Origin of the sequence: Archangium lansingense (genome assembly GCF_026626635.1) — a bacterium.
GTDB classification, from domain to species: Bacteria; Myxococcota; Myxococcia; order Myxococcales; family Myxococcaceae; genus Archangium; species Archangium lansingense.
On the sequence record NZ_JAPNKA010000001.1, the window covers coordinates 7664344 to 7677853 of the forward strand.

At 66.7% G+C, this 13510-nt stretch carries 13 protein-coding genes and 1 pseudogene; 3 read left to right on the forward strand and 11 right to left on the reverse strand.

The window, feature by feature from the left end; translation table 11 throughout:
- The first annotated feature begins 54 nt into the window (after nt 1-54).
- Nucleotides 55-1320 carry a family 16 glycosylhydrolase gene (locus tag OV287_RS30600; protein ID WP_267537581.1) on the forward strand — a complete coding sequence of 422 codons (1266 nt, stop codon included), beginning with the start codon at nt 55-57 and terminating at the stop codon, nt 1318-1320.
- Nucleotides 1321-1497: 177 nt separating this feature from the next.
- Here OV287_RS30600 and OV287_RS30605 read toward each other — a convergent pair whose 3' ends face one another.
- The 6 genes and pseudogenes from OV287_RS30605 to OV287_RS30630 form a co-directional block, all read right to left on the reverse strand.
- Complete coding sequence (locus OV287_RS30605) at nt 1498-2925, reverse strand: carboxylesterase family protein (protein ID WP_267537582.1); 1428 nt, start codon at nt 2923-2925, stop codon at nt 1498-1500.
- Nucleotides 2926-2992: 67 nt separating this feature from the next.
- Nucleotides 2993-4285 (reverse strand): ATP-binding protein, encoded by a 1293-nt coding sequence (locus OV287_RS30610; RefSeq protein ID WP_267537583.1) that lies wholly within the window; start codon nt 4283-4285, stop codon nt 2993-2995.
- Entirely contained in the window at nt 4269-5432 is a 1164-nt protein-coding gene (gene ercA / locus OV287_RS30615; protein WP_267537584.1) for an alcohol dehydrogenase-like regulatory protein ErcA, read from the reverse strand. The genes OV287_RS30610 and ercA overlap by 17 nt, the downstream gene beginning before the upstream one ends.
- A 123-nt stretch (nt 5433-5555) precedes the next feature.
- Nucleotides 5556-5780: pseudogene (locus tag OV287_RS56710) on the reverse strand (PQQ-dependent sugar dehydrogenase); the annotation flags it as partial.
- A 175-nt stretch (nt 5781-5955) separates the two neighbouring features.
- Entirely contained in the window at nt 5956-6198 is a 243-nt protein-coding gene (locus OV287_RS30625; RefSeq protein WP_267537585.1) for a hypothetical protein, read from the reverse strand.
- Nucleotides 6199-6539: 341 nt separating this feature from the next.
- On the reverse strand, nt 6540-7163 hold the full coding sequence (locus OV287_RS30630; RefSeq protein ID WP_267537586.1) for a glutathione S-transferase family protein: 624 nt from the start codon (nt 7161-7163) through the stop codon (nt 6540-6542).
- Nucleotides 7164-7354: 191 nt separating this feature from the next.
- On the opposite strand from OV287_RS30630, the gene OV287_RS30635 reads away from it, so the two are divergent.
- A complete protein-coding gene (locus tag OV287_RS30635; RefSeq protein WP_267537587.1) occupies nt 7355-8329 on the forward strand; it encodes a class I SAM-dependent methyltransferase in 975 nt (324 codons plus the stop codon).
- 27 nt (nt 8330-8356) lie between these two features.
- On the opposite strand, the gene OV287_RS30640 is transcribed toward OV287_RS30635, so the two are convergent.
- A complete protein-coding gene (locus tag OV287_RS30640; RefSeq protein ID WP_267537588.1) occupies nt 8357-9658 on the reverse strand; it encodes a hypothetical protein in 1302 nt (433 codons plus the stop codon).
- 164 nt (nt 9659-9822) lie between these two features.
- On the opposite strand from OV287_RS30640, the gene OV287_RS30645 reads away from it, so the two are divergent.
- On the forward strand, nt 9823-10176 hold the full coding sequence (locus OV287_RS30645) for a cupin domain-containing protein (protein ID WP_267537589.1): 354 nt from the start codon (nt 9823-9825) through the stop codon (nt 10174-10176).
- Between the two features lie 24 nt (nt 10177-10200).
- On the opposite strand, the gene OV287_RS30650 is transcribed toward OV287_RS30645, so the two are convergent.
- The 4 genes from OV287_RS30650 to OV287_RS30665 all read right to left on the reverse strand — a co-directional run bounded on the left by OV287_RS30650 (nt 10201) and on the right by OV287_RS30665 (nt 13506).
- Nucleotides 10201-10341, reverse strand: coding sequence for a hypothetical protein (locus OV287_RS30650; protein ID WP_267537590.1), 141 nt, complete (start codon nt 10339-10341; stop codon nt 10201-10203).
- 228 nt (nt 10342-10569) lie between these two features.
- Entirely contained in the window at nt 10570-11202 is a 633-nt protein-coding gene (gene rpsD / locus OV287_RS30655; RefSeq protein WP_267537591.1) for a 30S ribosomal protein S4, read from the reverse strand.
- Between the two features lie 163 nt (nt 11203-11365).
- A complete protein-coding gene (locus OV287_RS30660) occupies nt 11366-12922 on the reverse strand; it encodes a nitrilase-related carbon-nitrogen hydrolase (protein ID WP_267537592.1) in 1557 nt (518 codons plus the stop codon).
- Nucleotides 12919-13506, reverse strand: coding sequence for a PadR family transcriptional regulator (locus OV287_RS30665; RefSeq protein WP_267537593.1), 588 nt, complete (start codon nt 13504-13506; stop codon nt 12919-12921). The genes OV287_RS30660 and OV287_RS30665 overlap by 4 nt, the downstream gene beginning before the upstream one ends.
- Between the last annotated feature and the right edge of the window lie 4 nt (nt 13507-13510).

Consider the following 13510-nt stretch of genomic DNA (forward strand, 5'->3'; position numbering starts at 1 on the left):
CCCACGCGTTCGGCCAGCACCTGGCCGTCGCCGCGGGCGCACGGGGAGGAACACATGGCCTGGAAATTGGAGAGTGCGGCAGCGAGCAACTGGATGCTGGCGCTCGCCGTTGGAAGCCTGCTGGTGGGTCTGGATGCGGCCGCCGCGCCTGTCGGTCAGACCATCTGGCTGAGGGCGTGCTCGACGCAGCAGTACGTGTCGGCGGACCAGAACCTGGGAGCCACCGCGCCCCTGGTGGCGAACCGCACGACGGTGCAGGGTTGGGAGCAGTACCAGGTCATCGACGCAGGCGGCGGCCTCATCGCCCTGCGCGCCAGCGAATCCGGCCTGTTCGTGTCCGCGGACACCAACCTGGGCGGGCAGCTCGTCGCCAACCGGACCACGTTCCAGGACTGGGAGCGGTTCGAGTGGGTGGAGATCGGCAACGGCTCCATCGCGCTGAAGGCCCGGAGCAACGGCCTGTTCGTATCCGCGGACCTGAACCAGGGGGCGTCCGCGCCGTTGTACGCCATCCGCGCGTCCGTGGGCGGGTGCTGGGAGTCGTTCACCTGGGGCGCCATCGGCGGTGGGGGCGGCTGGGTGCAGCTCTGGAGTGACGAGTTCGACGGCACCAGCGTCAACCCGTCCAACTGGTTCGCCAACACCGGCGTGCACGTGAACAGCGAGCAGCAGCAGTACACGAGCTCGCCCAACAACATCCAGGTGAGCAACGGCACGCTGAAGCTCATCGCGCGACGTGAGTGGAACAACGGCTACCCGTTCACCTCCGGGCGGCTGGAGAGCGCGGGCCTGCGGGAGTTCGGCCATGGCCGCATCGAGGCGCGCATCAAGATGCCCGTGGGCCCGGGGCTGTGGCCCGCGTTCTGGCTGCTCGGCCACAACATCAACCAGGTCGGCTGGCCCGCCTGCGGCGAGCTCGACATCCTGGAGAACGTTGGCTACTCGAACTGGACCTCCGGCGCGCTGCATGGCCCGGGCTACTCGGGCAACACGCCCATCTTCCAGCAGTTCTACCCGAGCTCCCCCGTCAGCGACTGGCACGTGTACCGCACCGAGTTCTCCAGCTCGGACATCAAGTGGTACATCGACGGCGCCCTGATGAAGACGGTGACGCGCGCTGAGGTCGAGCGGTACGGGCCCTGGGTGTACGACCGGCCCTTCTTCATCATCCTGAACCTGGCCGTCGGCGGCGTGATGCCGCATGGCTACAACGGCGCGACGACGCCCTACTACGGCGTGCCGCAGTCCACGGCCGACCTCATCGGCTGGACGCCGCAGCAGATGGAAGTCGACTGGGTGCGCGTCTACCAGTGGCGATGACCGCATCCAGGCGCGGCTGGCGCTGCGGACGCCGGGCGGTGTCGAGGACGCGCAACGACTGCCAGGACCGCATCATCGATTGAGCGGGTAACCGGAGGCGGAGCGGGCTGCTCCGCCCCCGGTTCGTCTGGGTGCCGCGGCCCCGCCGCGTGGGCGGCGGGAGCGTTCCATCAACCGCTATGGGCGCCGCTGGGCGAGCAGCCACTCATAGAGGTTGGGGGTATGCCACGTGTGGTCCGTCGCGTACGCCCGGTACCACGCGGCATGTCCGACGCTGGGGTAGACGGTCACCACCGGCGCGGGCACTGGCGCGGGGGAGCACGCATTCAGACGGTCCGCGAACTGGGAGGCCGTCCAGCCCCAGCCGCCGTCGGTCTCGCCGTAGAACAACCAGACCTTCACGCCTGCCTGCGCGATGTAGCAGGTGTTCGTGAGGACGGAGCCCAGGTCCGGGGTCCAGATGTCATGGCCATAGTGGGCACCATCCGAGGGAGCGATCGCCGCGATACGCTGGGCGTTGGCCAGGGAGAACTCCACGAAGGCCGTGGTGCCAAAGCCCCCGAGCGACAGGCCCGTCACATACACGCGCTTCGGATCGATGCGGTAGCTGGCCAGTCCAATGTCGAGCAGCCGCTCCACCTGGTAGGGGTGCCACCCCGAGGAGCCCGAGGCGGTCTGGGGGATGAGCACCACGAACGAATCGCTCACCCCGTTGACGGTGAACTCGAGTTGGTGGCCCGCGTTGATCTTCTCCGGCAGCCCCGTCTCCAGCACCCTCGGCAGCTCCGTCGTGCCGTTGCCCCGCTCGCCATTGCCATGGAGGAAGATGAGCAAGGGCCACTGGCGGTTGGGGTCCGCGTCATAGCCGCGCGGCAGCGACTCGTAGTAGCCCATCGGGCCGTTGTAGATCTTGGGTACGGTGGTCATCCTGGGCGTGAGCGTCCGGGGCGTGAGCTCCACCACGCTGTCCTGCTCGATGAGTTCCAGGACGCCCAGGTAGCCGAAGACGGCGCCGGGCTTCATCGCCAGGGTGATGTCCAGCGCGCCGTTGGAGGGCGCCAGTCCGGAGAGCTGGGCGTAGCCGTCGATGTTGTTGCGCGCCTGCAGCTCCACCGTCTGGGTGCCCACGGTGTACAGCGCGGTCCGGTCCGACGTCTGGTCGTCCGTCATCCGGGAGGCATAGAAGCGAAGCGAGTACGTACCGTTGATGGCCAGCCCGGAGATGCGCAGCCGGGCCAGGTCGTCGGTCAAGCCCTGGTTGGTCCCGATGAAGAACGAGTCCTGGGTGGCCGTTGCCGGGTAGAGCGAGCTCGCGGTGGTGCCCTCGCCGTTGTACGCCCCCGTCCAGCCCTGCCAGAACCCATCCGTTATCTGAAGCGACAGCCCCGATGTGACACCTGTCGAGTCCACCAGCCCTGACAGCTCCGAGCCGGTATGGCCGAAGTTGATGTTGTTCCACCCAGGGGTGGAAGCGGGTCCCGCGCCGAAGTCGATGAGGAACCGGCGCTCGGCGGCGACTGCTTCGGATGCGCCCCACACCTGCAGGAGCAGCGAACCCGCCGCGAACATGGGGAGGCCGGGCAGCGCCCGACGGAAGATGAACATGATGGAAAACCCTCCTGGTTTCACCGTCATGTTATCCAAATTCAACTGCGAGTTCCTGGTTTTCCAGTTATCCTTGTGAATTACGATGCGGCTGGATAGAAGACCCTTGCGTACCCGCTCGCGTATTCCCCCACTTGAGCTCGGTTTCCTCCCGGTCCGGTCTGGAGACGAGTGGCAGGGAGAAGGTGAAGGTCGTGCCCCTACCGTCCGCGGGTTCCAGACGCAGCTGCCCTCCCTGGAGCTCGGCGAGCTGGCGGGAAATATAGAGACCCAGTCCGAGCCCCGGTGAGTCCTGTCCTACTTCCCTGAGGCGTCCGAATGGCGTGAAGAGCAGGTCCCGTTGCTCCTCGGGGATACCCGGCCCATGGTCGCACACCCACACGCGAACAAGCCCTTCCATCATCTCGAGACGGATCTCGACGGGAGCTCCTTCGCGTGAGTACTTGTCAGCGTTCTCCAGGAGATTCGAGAGCACTTGCACGACACGGGTGGTGTCCGCCTCGACGTACGCCGGCTCCGAAGGCAGTCCGAGATTGAAGTGCCGGTCGGGCGCACGGGTGCGGAAGTCCGTCACCACATCGGCCACGATCGTTCGCAAATCGATGTGCGTGGGCCGCATGACAATCCGATCGTGCTCGAGGCGGGAGACTTCGAGCAGATCCTCCACCAGGACGGCGAGCCGACGGGCCAGGCGGAGCATCCGGGTGAGCAGCTCGCCTCCGCAAGCCGCCTGCCCGGTCCGCCGGGCCCCCTGCTGAAGCAGGAGCAGCAGGGAGGTGAGTGGAGTGCGAAGCTCGTGGGACGCGATGCCGAGGAACTGTGCTTTCGCTCGAGCCGCTGCCTCCGCCGACTCCTTCGCCCTACGGAGCTCCTGCTCGATTCTCATCCGCTCCGTGACATCGCGGGCGACGATGACCAGGTATTGGCGCTGGCCAAACGTATCCTGGCGGATGGAGAGCTCGAGCACTCGTTCTTCGCCCTCCCGCTGGAGCGGCAGCAGCCCCGGGCCCGTCCTGGGCTCACTCTGGCTCGCATGGACGCACGCCTTGAGCACGCGCCACTCGTCCGAAGCGAAGAAGGATTCGAGCGGCTGGCAGAGCTGGGCGGTGCTGGAGGCACCGAGCATCCACAGCCCCTTCCGGTTGGCATCCATAACGCGGAGGGTGGACAACTCCGTGACGATGATGGCTTCCTGGGTCTCGTCGAGCAGGGCCCGGAAGCGGGCAAGTTCCGTGAGGTGCTCCTGCAGCGTGGCGTAGTAGCTCTTGCGAATCGAGCGCTCGCCGAGTCCGATGATGGCGTCTCGCAGGGACTCCCAGGTCACGGGCTCCTCTGGCGCTTCATCAATAGGCTTGCTCATACAGCACCTCCACGTCGCGGAGTGTCAGGCGACGTGGGTTCGTGACCATGCAGGGGTCCGCGAGGGCATTCCGGGCGAGGAAGGGAATATCGGAGCGAGAGACTCCCTTGTCCCGCAGTCTAAGCGCGAGGCCCGAGCTGTGCTTGAGCTGTCGGAGCGCGGAGAGAAGGGCCTCCTTGCGCCTGCTCGGTGCAAGTCGGGTGGGCTCGAGCCCCATCTTCTCCGCGATGAGGTCGAAGCGCTCGGGTGATGCCTCGTAGTTGAAGGCTACCACGTGGTCGATGAGGAGGGTGTTTGCTTCGCCGTGAGGGTTGTCGATGAGCCCTCCCAGGGCATGGGCCATGGCATGGACCGCACCGAGTGAGGTGTTCGAAAAGGCGAGCCCGGCCTCGAGGCTGCCTTCCATCAACTGATGGCGAGCAACCTCGTTGGGGGGGCTTTCCATGGCCGCTCGCAGGTTGTTCCAGATGAGCGAGATGGCCGCGAGCGCGTACACATCCGTGAGTTTCGAGTGAGCATTCGAGACGAAGGCCTCGATCCCGTGCACGAAGGCATCCATGCCGCAGCAGGCGATGAGGAAGGGGGTGAGCGTCCTCGTGGTGTCGTAGTCGACGAACGAGACATCGGGGACGATTGCCTTGCTGATGATCGAGATCTTCAGACGGCGGCTGGTGTCCGTGATGATCGCGAACTGGGAGACATCCGCCGAGCTCCCCGCGGTCGTCGGGACGCAGACGAGCGGAGGGATGGGCCTGGCGATCCGATCCACGCCCTCGAACGTGAGGATGTTTTCCTTGTTGGCCAGGACGATGCCAATTCCCTTCGCGCAATCCATGGGGCTTCCGCCCCCGACCGCCACGAGGGCGTCACAGTGCTCCTGCAGGTAGACCTGGACGCCTCGATGTACCTCTTGAGCCCGGGGGTTGGGGCTCACGTCCGCGAAGAGGTGGTAGCGCACCCCCTCTTGCTCCAGCGACGAGAAGACCTCCCGAGGCCAGCCCGCCAGGACCACGCCGGGATCGGACACGACGAGAACCCGAGTCGCTCCGAGGTTGCGTGTATAGCGACCGACCAGACACCTCGCTCCCGGGCCGTAGACGATCTCGGGAGCGACGAACTTTCGGAGCTCTGTACTGGTTGTCGTCATGAGCTCAATGGCTGGTTACCCAGTCCGGCATCGGGCAAGCAACCCCCCTTCCAGTAAATGTAGAGTCGGCGGTTGCTCCTGGGTAGGCGCCGCCAGGGAGAGGAAGCGGGAGCGTAGAGCGGTTCAGCGAGGGGTGAGCTTGAGCAGCTTGCCGTTGGTCTCGTCGGTGAGCAGGTAGAGCGCTCCCTCGGGGCCCTGCACCACCTCGCGGATGCGCGCACGCAGATTGGTGAGCAGCCGCTCCTCCCCCACCACGCGGTCATTCCTCATCATCAGCCGCACCAGCGCCTGGCTGGACAGGCCTCCGATGAAGACGTTGTCGCGCCACTCGGGGAAGAGCTCCCCGGTCTCCCGCGTGCAGGGTCGACTCGAGCGTGGGCATCATGCGGAAGATGACCTGCACACCCTCCACGCGCGGCTGCGCCCCCTCCACGAGCTTCGCGCGTGCCACCGCCAGACCATTGCCCCCCGGGCGTTTGCGACGGCGGGTTGGAGGGCTTGCCGCTACAACCCGAGAATCCGCTCAGCGGACGGATTCCATGGGGAACTCGATGTCGGGCACCTTCGCGCCCCCGACGTAACTCAACGACGCCTTGCCCTTGCAGTCCTCCTCCGTGCGCATCGCGGTGATGCCATCCTGTGCGCCGACCTTGAGCGACCGCACCAGGAAGACCCCACTCACCAGGGTGTAGCAGTCCTTGCCCGGCAGGGAGATAACGCTTGTCCTTCCCAATCCGTACCCGATGTCCACGTGCGGGTTCGCCATCTCGTTCTCCTGGGTGGGTTGGCTGCCCGGAGATGAGCAGCCAACCCAAGAATCGCAACTGGGGTGGAGCTCGGCACCTCTTCGGGGCTCGCTCGCCCCCTTGTGTCGAACTTGAGGCCAACCCACGCAGGAGGCCGGATGCCTGCTTTGGCCCAGGGCGGAACGGTGGGCAGGAGCCTGGTCGATAGGCCCCCCTTTCGGAGCCAGTAGACTCGGGCCATGACCCTCGTGCCGCTCATTTGTCCTGAAGCTCCGTGCCCGTGCCGAGCGTCACGAGGCCGCGGTCCTTGGCGAGCCACTTCTCACAAGCCTCCGATGCTCCCCTCGGAGCGCCGTGCTGGTTACTTCTTGGGCAGCAGGGCGTCATCGATCGCCCGGGCGCGGATGGCGGCGGGGCGGCTGTTGATGCGTGCGGCATAGCGCTCGAAGGCCGGGCGCTTCTCGATGGTGCCGAACTGCATGCCCCAGCCGATCTGCGCGCCGACATAGAGGTCCGCGGCGGTGAAGCGGTTGCCGACGAGGTAGTCGCCCTTCGACACCGCACCCTCGAGCGCGTTGAGAACATCTTCGAGGCTGCCATAGCCCACCGTTCCGGCCCGCTCGGGCGGCACCTGGAAACCCATGGTCTTGTTGGTGACCGACGACTCGACGGGGCCGGCGCCGAAGAACAGCCAGCGGTAGTAGGGGCCGCGCTCGCGGCTGCCCGACGCGGGGGCCAGGCCCGCCTGCGGGAAGGCGTCGGCAAGATAGGCACAGATGGCCGCCGCTTCGGTGACGACGGTGTCGCCGTGACGGATCGCCGGGACCTTGCCCATTGGGTTGATCGCCAGATAGGCGGGCGCCTTCATCGTCGTGCCAAAATCGAGCACCTCGGTTCGATAGGGCTGCCCGACCTCCTCGAGCATCCAGCGCGCGATCCGGCCGCGCGACATCGGGTTGGTGTAGAAAACGAGCTCGTCGGACATGGTTCGCTCCTTGGGGTTTGGGCCGCGACCCTATCCCGATTCGTGGCGCAGTAGGCGGAAGAGCTTCTACGGCTTGGGCGTCCGGCGAATGGGACTGTTGCCTGGCTCAATGTTCACGGGCTTCGACTCCAGCTGGCAATCACGCAGAGTGCACCACGAGGCAGGATTGGACCCGGAAAAGAGCTGATGACATGCACCCTCTCATCGCGGCTGGTGTTTTCTACATCCTCAGCGGTCTTCTGTTCCCCGTGACGCTGCTCGGCTACGTCATCTGGACCGGCAGCCTCATCGTCCGGCGCGGATCGGGCGTATCGACAACAGCGCAAGGACCGCTGTCCGCACGCTGGGCCGAGCACCTCCTGGGAACCCGGAAGGACGAGGGGGCGGATCGGCTGATGCGGGTACTGCCCGGCGTGCCATCCCTGGGCCCGCGCCTCACGGCTGGCCCCATGCTGTTCGCCCACCGGCTGACGGGTTACGTGCCCAGGGCTTTCCGATACCCCTTCGAGGGCGAGGTGCCCCCACGGTACCAGGCCTCTGCCCGGATCACGTTCTTCGATGCCGCCGTGGACCGATACCTCGCGGACATCGACCAGTTCGTCATCCTGGGGGCGGGTTTCGACACGCGCGCATTCAGGCTCCCGGAGGACAGGGCGATCCGCGTCTTCGAGGTCGACACACCGAAAACACAGGCGCTCAAGCGGGAGATGGTGAAGACGGCTGGCCTCGACTCGGCCCGGGTCACGTATGTCTCAGCGGACTTCGAGAAGGAGGACTGGCTCGATCGGCTCGTAGGCGCGGGTTTTGACATCGGCAAACCGGCACTCTTCCTGTGGGAGGGAGTGCTCATCTACCTGGAGAAGCAAGCCGTCGAGGACACCCTGCGCAAGATCGCCAGCACCGCCAGGGGCAGCGTCGTCGCGTTTGACTACTTCACGACCGTGTCGCTCGAATCGCGGGCGCTCTATTGGCGTATGGCGAGAGCGGGGACCAGGGCCGGCGGAGAGCCGCTGAAATTCGGCATTGATAGCAGTCCGCCGGTGAGCGAGCGCCTTGCCGGGTTGCTCCTGTCCTGCGGGCTCTCACTCGGAGAGCACCAGGTTCTCGGACAGGAGACGGAAGGGAAGCGCGCATGGGGCGGCTTCGCCATCGCGGTGGTGAAGTAGGGGGAGTCACGCCAAGGCGGCCATGCACTACCGGAGCTCGACGTCCAGCCTGCCGAACGTCTCGAACGGCACCTCTTCGCCGAGCTGCCGGTAGCTCGTCGTGCCCCCCTCGACGCAGCCCCCGTCCGTCGACACGAAGTAGACCGTCCCGCTGCCGACGCCCGCATCCCGGGGTTGCACCTCATAGAAGTGCTCCGGGTGCTCCGGGAAGTACTCCATGCCCTGCCTGGGCCCTTCCTCGACGAGGACCGGGTCCGTCTTCGAGAAGAAGACCCTGGCGACCCGCTGGGTGCACTGAGGGTCGAGGTATGCGACCACTCCGCTGATGTCGGGTCTGCAGAACATACCGCCGTCCGGCCCGCTCTTCGGCCAGCAAGGCCGGCCCCCCCGGAGGGTGTCCTCGAGCGGCTCGCGGAGGACCGGGACCTGCGCACACGCGACCTCGTAGGCGGTGTAGCGGAAGCGGCCCGTCCCGAGCTTCACCTTCGTGACAGGAATCGGCTGCCAGACGCTGAGAGGAATCTCACTGCCGAAACGAACCATCGTGTGCGCGAAGGGAGGTTTGTACTGACAAGGCGCCTCGCCACACATGCGCGGGGGCTGGAATTCACAGCGATGGTGCGCCAGGAAGTCACCGCTGCATGCGCGATGAATCCGTCCCTGATTCGAGACGAACTTGCCGTCGAAGGGACATTCCTGAAAAGCGAGGTCGACGGTGCAGTCAAGCCTCGACTGATAGTGCAGGAAGAAAGGCATTGGCATGAGCGCGGACCCGTCGATCCGAACCTCGGTCTCATGCCGGAGGTCGGTGAAGAACTCGTCGTAGAGTCGCGAGCCGTCCTCGCCGACGAAGGCCGTCACGGCCAGCCCCGAGCCGATCGGCTCCTGCTCCCTGCTCAGTCGCACGTGATCGTCGAGCGACGCATCGGTGCACCAGGGACTGAGGGTCAGGGGCAGGCAGCCGATGCCCTTCGGCGTGCGGATCACGCGGCAATCTTCTCCGCGAAGCACGTCGAAGTACCCGCGGGGGAGCTCCGCGCCGCCGGGCTCGACGAGCACCTTCACCTTGATGCGCGAGCCACCCACCGACTCGGGCAGTCCGCAACGCGGCAGCCCTGCATCGACATCCCGAGGGGGAGCGTCGGCTTCGTCGAGGGCGCAGCCCGCCAGGATCACGCCGCCGTCCACCGCTCCACCGCCGTCCTCACCGGCGTCGCCACCTCCACCGTCGTCACCGGCATCAAGGATGTCGTCTTCCGGCGGGACCGGCCGGATGCATGCCGCGCCGAGCGAGACTCCTGCGAGCAGAAGGCCGAGTTTCCAGTTCATGGGAGGTACAAGTCTCTTGATGGTGTGAACATGCCGCCGCTGGGACGATTATCCGGATCCCTGGCCGATTTGTGGGCCCTGGGAATCTCGCCTATATGGGAAAGGTGACAATCAAGAAGCGAACGCCAATCTACCTCGCACCTGGAGCTGGGCGCCGGTACCCCATGGGCCGTATCAACAGCATCTTCAAGGCTGACGGCGATGAGACCGCTGGCACCTTCTCGGTTTCCGAATGGTGGCTCGAGGCCAACACGAAGGGTCCACCAGCGCATTCGCATGATGACGATCATGCCTGGTACGTCATCGATGGGACAATGAGCGTCGAGATCGACGGCCAGAGGTTCGAAGCTCCCAAAGGGGCGTTCATCCTCATTCCCGGTGGGTCTGTACACACGTTCGAGAACCGCACTCGACACCGCGCTGGAATCCTCAGTTTCAACAACAGTGCCGGATTCGAGGAGAAGATGGCTGGCATTTCGGAATGGTTTTCCCGAAATCCAGCCGGTGATGTCGTGTGACATCGGACTCGCTACCTCACTCAGCTACGAGAAGTTGACCGAGGCGTCCTTGCAACCCTGGTGCAGTTCCCAGAACTTCTCGGCAATGGCCGACGGCTCGAGCGTCGCATGGCCGGAGTCGAACGCGGTGCCCTTGACGAGCCCGAGCACGACGACCTCGCCCACGTAGACGCCCTCGCCGAGAGCTTCTGGTGCAGCAGTCCCACGGTTTTGTGCTGAGCGGCCTTGGCGACCGCGAGCCCCATGGCATTCCACGAAACCGCCATCGGACTCCGGCCACCAGCCCGAGCACCGACGTCCTGGCACCTGTCCGCCTGCGTCCTCCGCCGCGAGTTCATCTGGGAGTAGCACGCACCTACCTGGGCGCGCTGCCCAAGCGCCGAGGAGCGCGGCTCAGACGCGCTGCGCGTAGAACTCCACGATGAAGGGCACGTTGAGCGTGACGGGAACCTCGTCCCGCTCGGGCTCGCGCACGCAGCGCACGCCCTGGCCGCCGTCGAGCACCTCGAGGTAGCCCGGCACCTGCCGGCCCTTCATCCGCTCGAAGCACTCCTTCACGATGGGCAGCTCCCGGTGCGCGGGTGAGAAGCGAACCTCGGAGCCCACCTTCACCCGGTAGCTGGCGATGTTGGTGCGCCGCCCGTCCACGCGCAGGTAGCCATGGCGCACGAACTGGCGCGCCTGGCGGATGCTCGTGGCCAGCCCCGCGCGCAGCACCACCACGTCCAGCCGGCGCTCGAGCAGCTGCAGCAGCACCGTGCCCGTGTTGCCCGGCGAGCGGCGCGCCTCGAGGAAGGCCTTGCGGCACTGGGCCTCCAAAAGCCCGTAGTACAGCTTGAGCTTCTGCTTCTCGCGCAGGCGCTGCCCGTAGTCGCTCACCGAGGGGCGCGCCGACGCGCCGTGCTGTCCGGGCGGATAGGGCCGGCGCAACACGGGATCCTTGTCCGGGTCCTTCGCGGTGATGTTCGACAAGGCCACTCCCAGCCGGCGGCACACCCTGCCCCGAGGTCCCGTATTCCGCGCCACGTCTCGCTCCTCTCACCCGGCGGTCACCGCCAAGTTGAAATTGATAATCAGTATCAATCTCAACTACACGAGCCATCCGGACGCGTCAAGGGAGGGCCGGGGCAAAAAAAAGGCGCCGCGGCCGGCGCCCGTCCTCATCTTGAAGTTGAAGCCGTGGCCATCCTCAGGTTGGCTGCGCGCGAATCCCCTCACGCGCACGCCACCGCCGGGTAAGCCCCCTCACGACGGCCCAGCCCACCCACCCCAGCGTGATCAGGCCAGAGAGCAGCCCCACGGAATCGCCGATGCGCGCGTAGAGCGTGGGCACCCGCCCCACCGGCAGTTCCGCGCGCAACACCCGCTCCTCCGCCGTGAAGTGGTCCAGCTCGCCGTACACGCGCCCGTAGCCATCCACCGCCACCGACAGGCCCTGGTTCGCCTGCCGCAACATGCTGAAGCCCTGCTCCACCGCGCGGAACACCGCCTGCCGCATGTGCGGCGAGCTGATGCCTCGCCAGTCGCTCGCTGGCAGCAGGAGCAGCTCGAGCCCGCGCGACGTGGGGTCGGCGAAATCCGCCGGGAAGTCCCCATCGAAGCAAATGGCGCCCCCCACGTTCCCCACGCTCGAGTCGCGCAGCACCGGCACCTCCTGGCTCCCAGCAATGGAGTGGTCCGCCTCCCACCCCGGGACCGGCCGGGCCTTCACGTAGCGCCAGGCCACGTTCCCATCCGGCCCCACCAGGATGAGCTCATTGCGCAACATGCGCTCCTCCGAGGGCTCGAAGCTCGCCACCGCCATGCCGAGCCACACGCTCCGCTCGCGCGCCAGGGCGCTCCCCCGGGAGAGCAGGGCCGGCAGTTGCCCGGCCAGCACCACCGCGTTGCCCTCGGACCAGAGGATGAGCTTCGCCCCTCGCTCGGCCTCGCGCTCCGACAGGCGCAACAACTCCTCGTTCACCGTACCCGAGGCTTCAGCGAAGGCTCGCCAGTCCTCGTCACCAAAGGACCCTCCCTGGATGAGCCTGGACAGCCCCGCCTCGCGTCCCGAGGCCACCTCCCCCGCCACCGTGATGCCCGCGACCCGCACGGGCTCGCCCACGCTCTCCGCCCTCGCCAGCCGCAGCGCGCCGAAAGCGAGGATGACCCCGAGCACGCCCGCGAACACCGCGACTCCCGGCAGCACGCGGCGCCCCTCGTCCCGGTGCTCGAAGGCCCAGTTGGCCACGGAGGAGAACCACACCAGGAGGAACGTCAGGCCCCACAGTCCCGTCACCGACACGAGCTGCACCAGCACGGGTGCGCTCGCCTGGGTGTAGGCCAGCGAGCCCCAGGTGCCGAACGGGCTGCCCTGACTGCTGAAGAACTCCAGCCACGTCATCGCCGCCGGCAGGAAGAGCGTCCCCGCGAAGGACGCCCTCGGCCCCACGATGAGCCGGTCCGCCAGGAACACCAGCGCCATGAAGAGCGCGCCACCCAACGCCATCCCGAAACTGCCCGCGACGGACCCTGGGAACACCTCCAGGTTCGCCAGGCCCGTGGCCAGGGTGTTCACGCAGAGGATGCCGACGAAACCCACCCACGGCCGCTGCTGGCGGACGAAGAAGAGCAACAAGGCGCCCATCAACCAGCCGGGCAACAGCGATCCCCGCGAGTTCAAGAGCATCGACATGCCGGCCCCGCCCACCAGGGCGAGCCATGGCAGGAACACCTGCACGCGCCGCGAGCCTTCTCTCCCGCTCATCCCACTACCCCCTTCTTCTTCGAATCCTTCGTGTGCGCCAGACGCTGGAGCGTCTCCTGGGCCTCGTCGCACCAACGCAGGTGCGCCTCCATGCCGAGCAACCCCGCGCGAATGGACAGGTGCCAGTAGGGCAGCTCCGGGTGGCCCTCGCGCGAGCGGCGGACGTCCTCGTCGATGAGCCGCAGCGTGGCCAACAGCCCCTCGGCCTCGGCCCGGCTGCGCTCCACGTGCGCCAGCGAGTCCTCCGGTCCCACCCGGCCACCGAAGAAGAGCTTGAGCAGCAGCTCGTTGCGCTCCACGTGAGGCACCACCGGCCGCCGCAGCCACTCCGAGAGCACCCGCCGCCCGTCCGCCGTCACCCGGTACACCTTGCGCACCCGCCCGCCCGGCGAATGCTCCTCCCGGTCGAGCGCGACCAGCCCCTCCGCCTCCATCCGCTCCAGCGTCGGGTACAGGTTGCCGTAGCTCTCCTGCCAGAAGTGCCCCACCGTCTGCTCGATGGTCTGGCGCAGGCCGTAACCGCTCATGGGCTCCCGGCACAGCATCCCCAGGATGGCGAACTGGCAGGTGTTCTCTCTGGCCACGGTG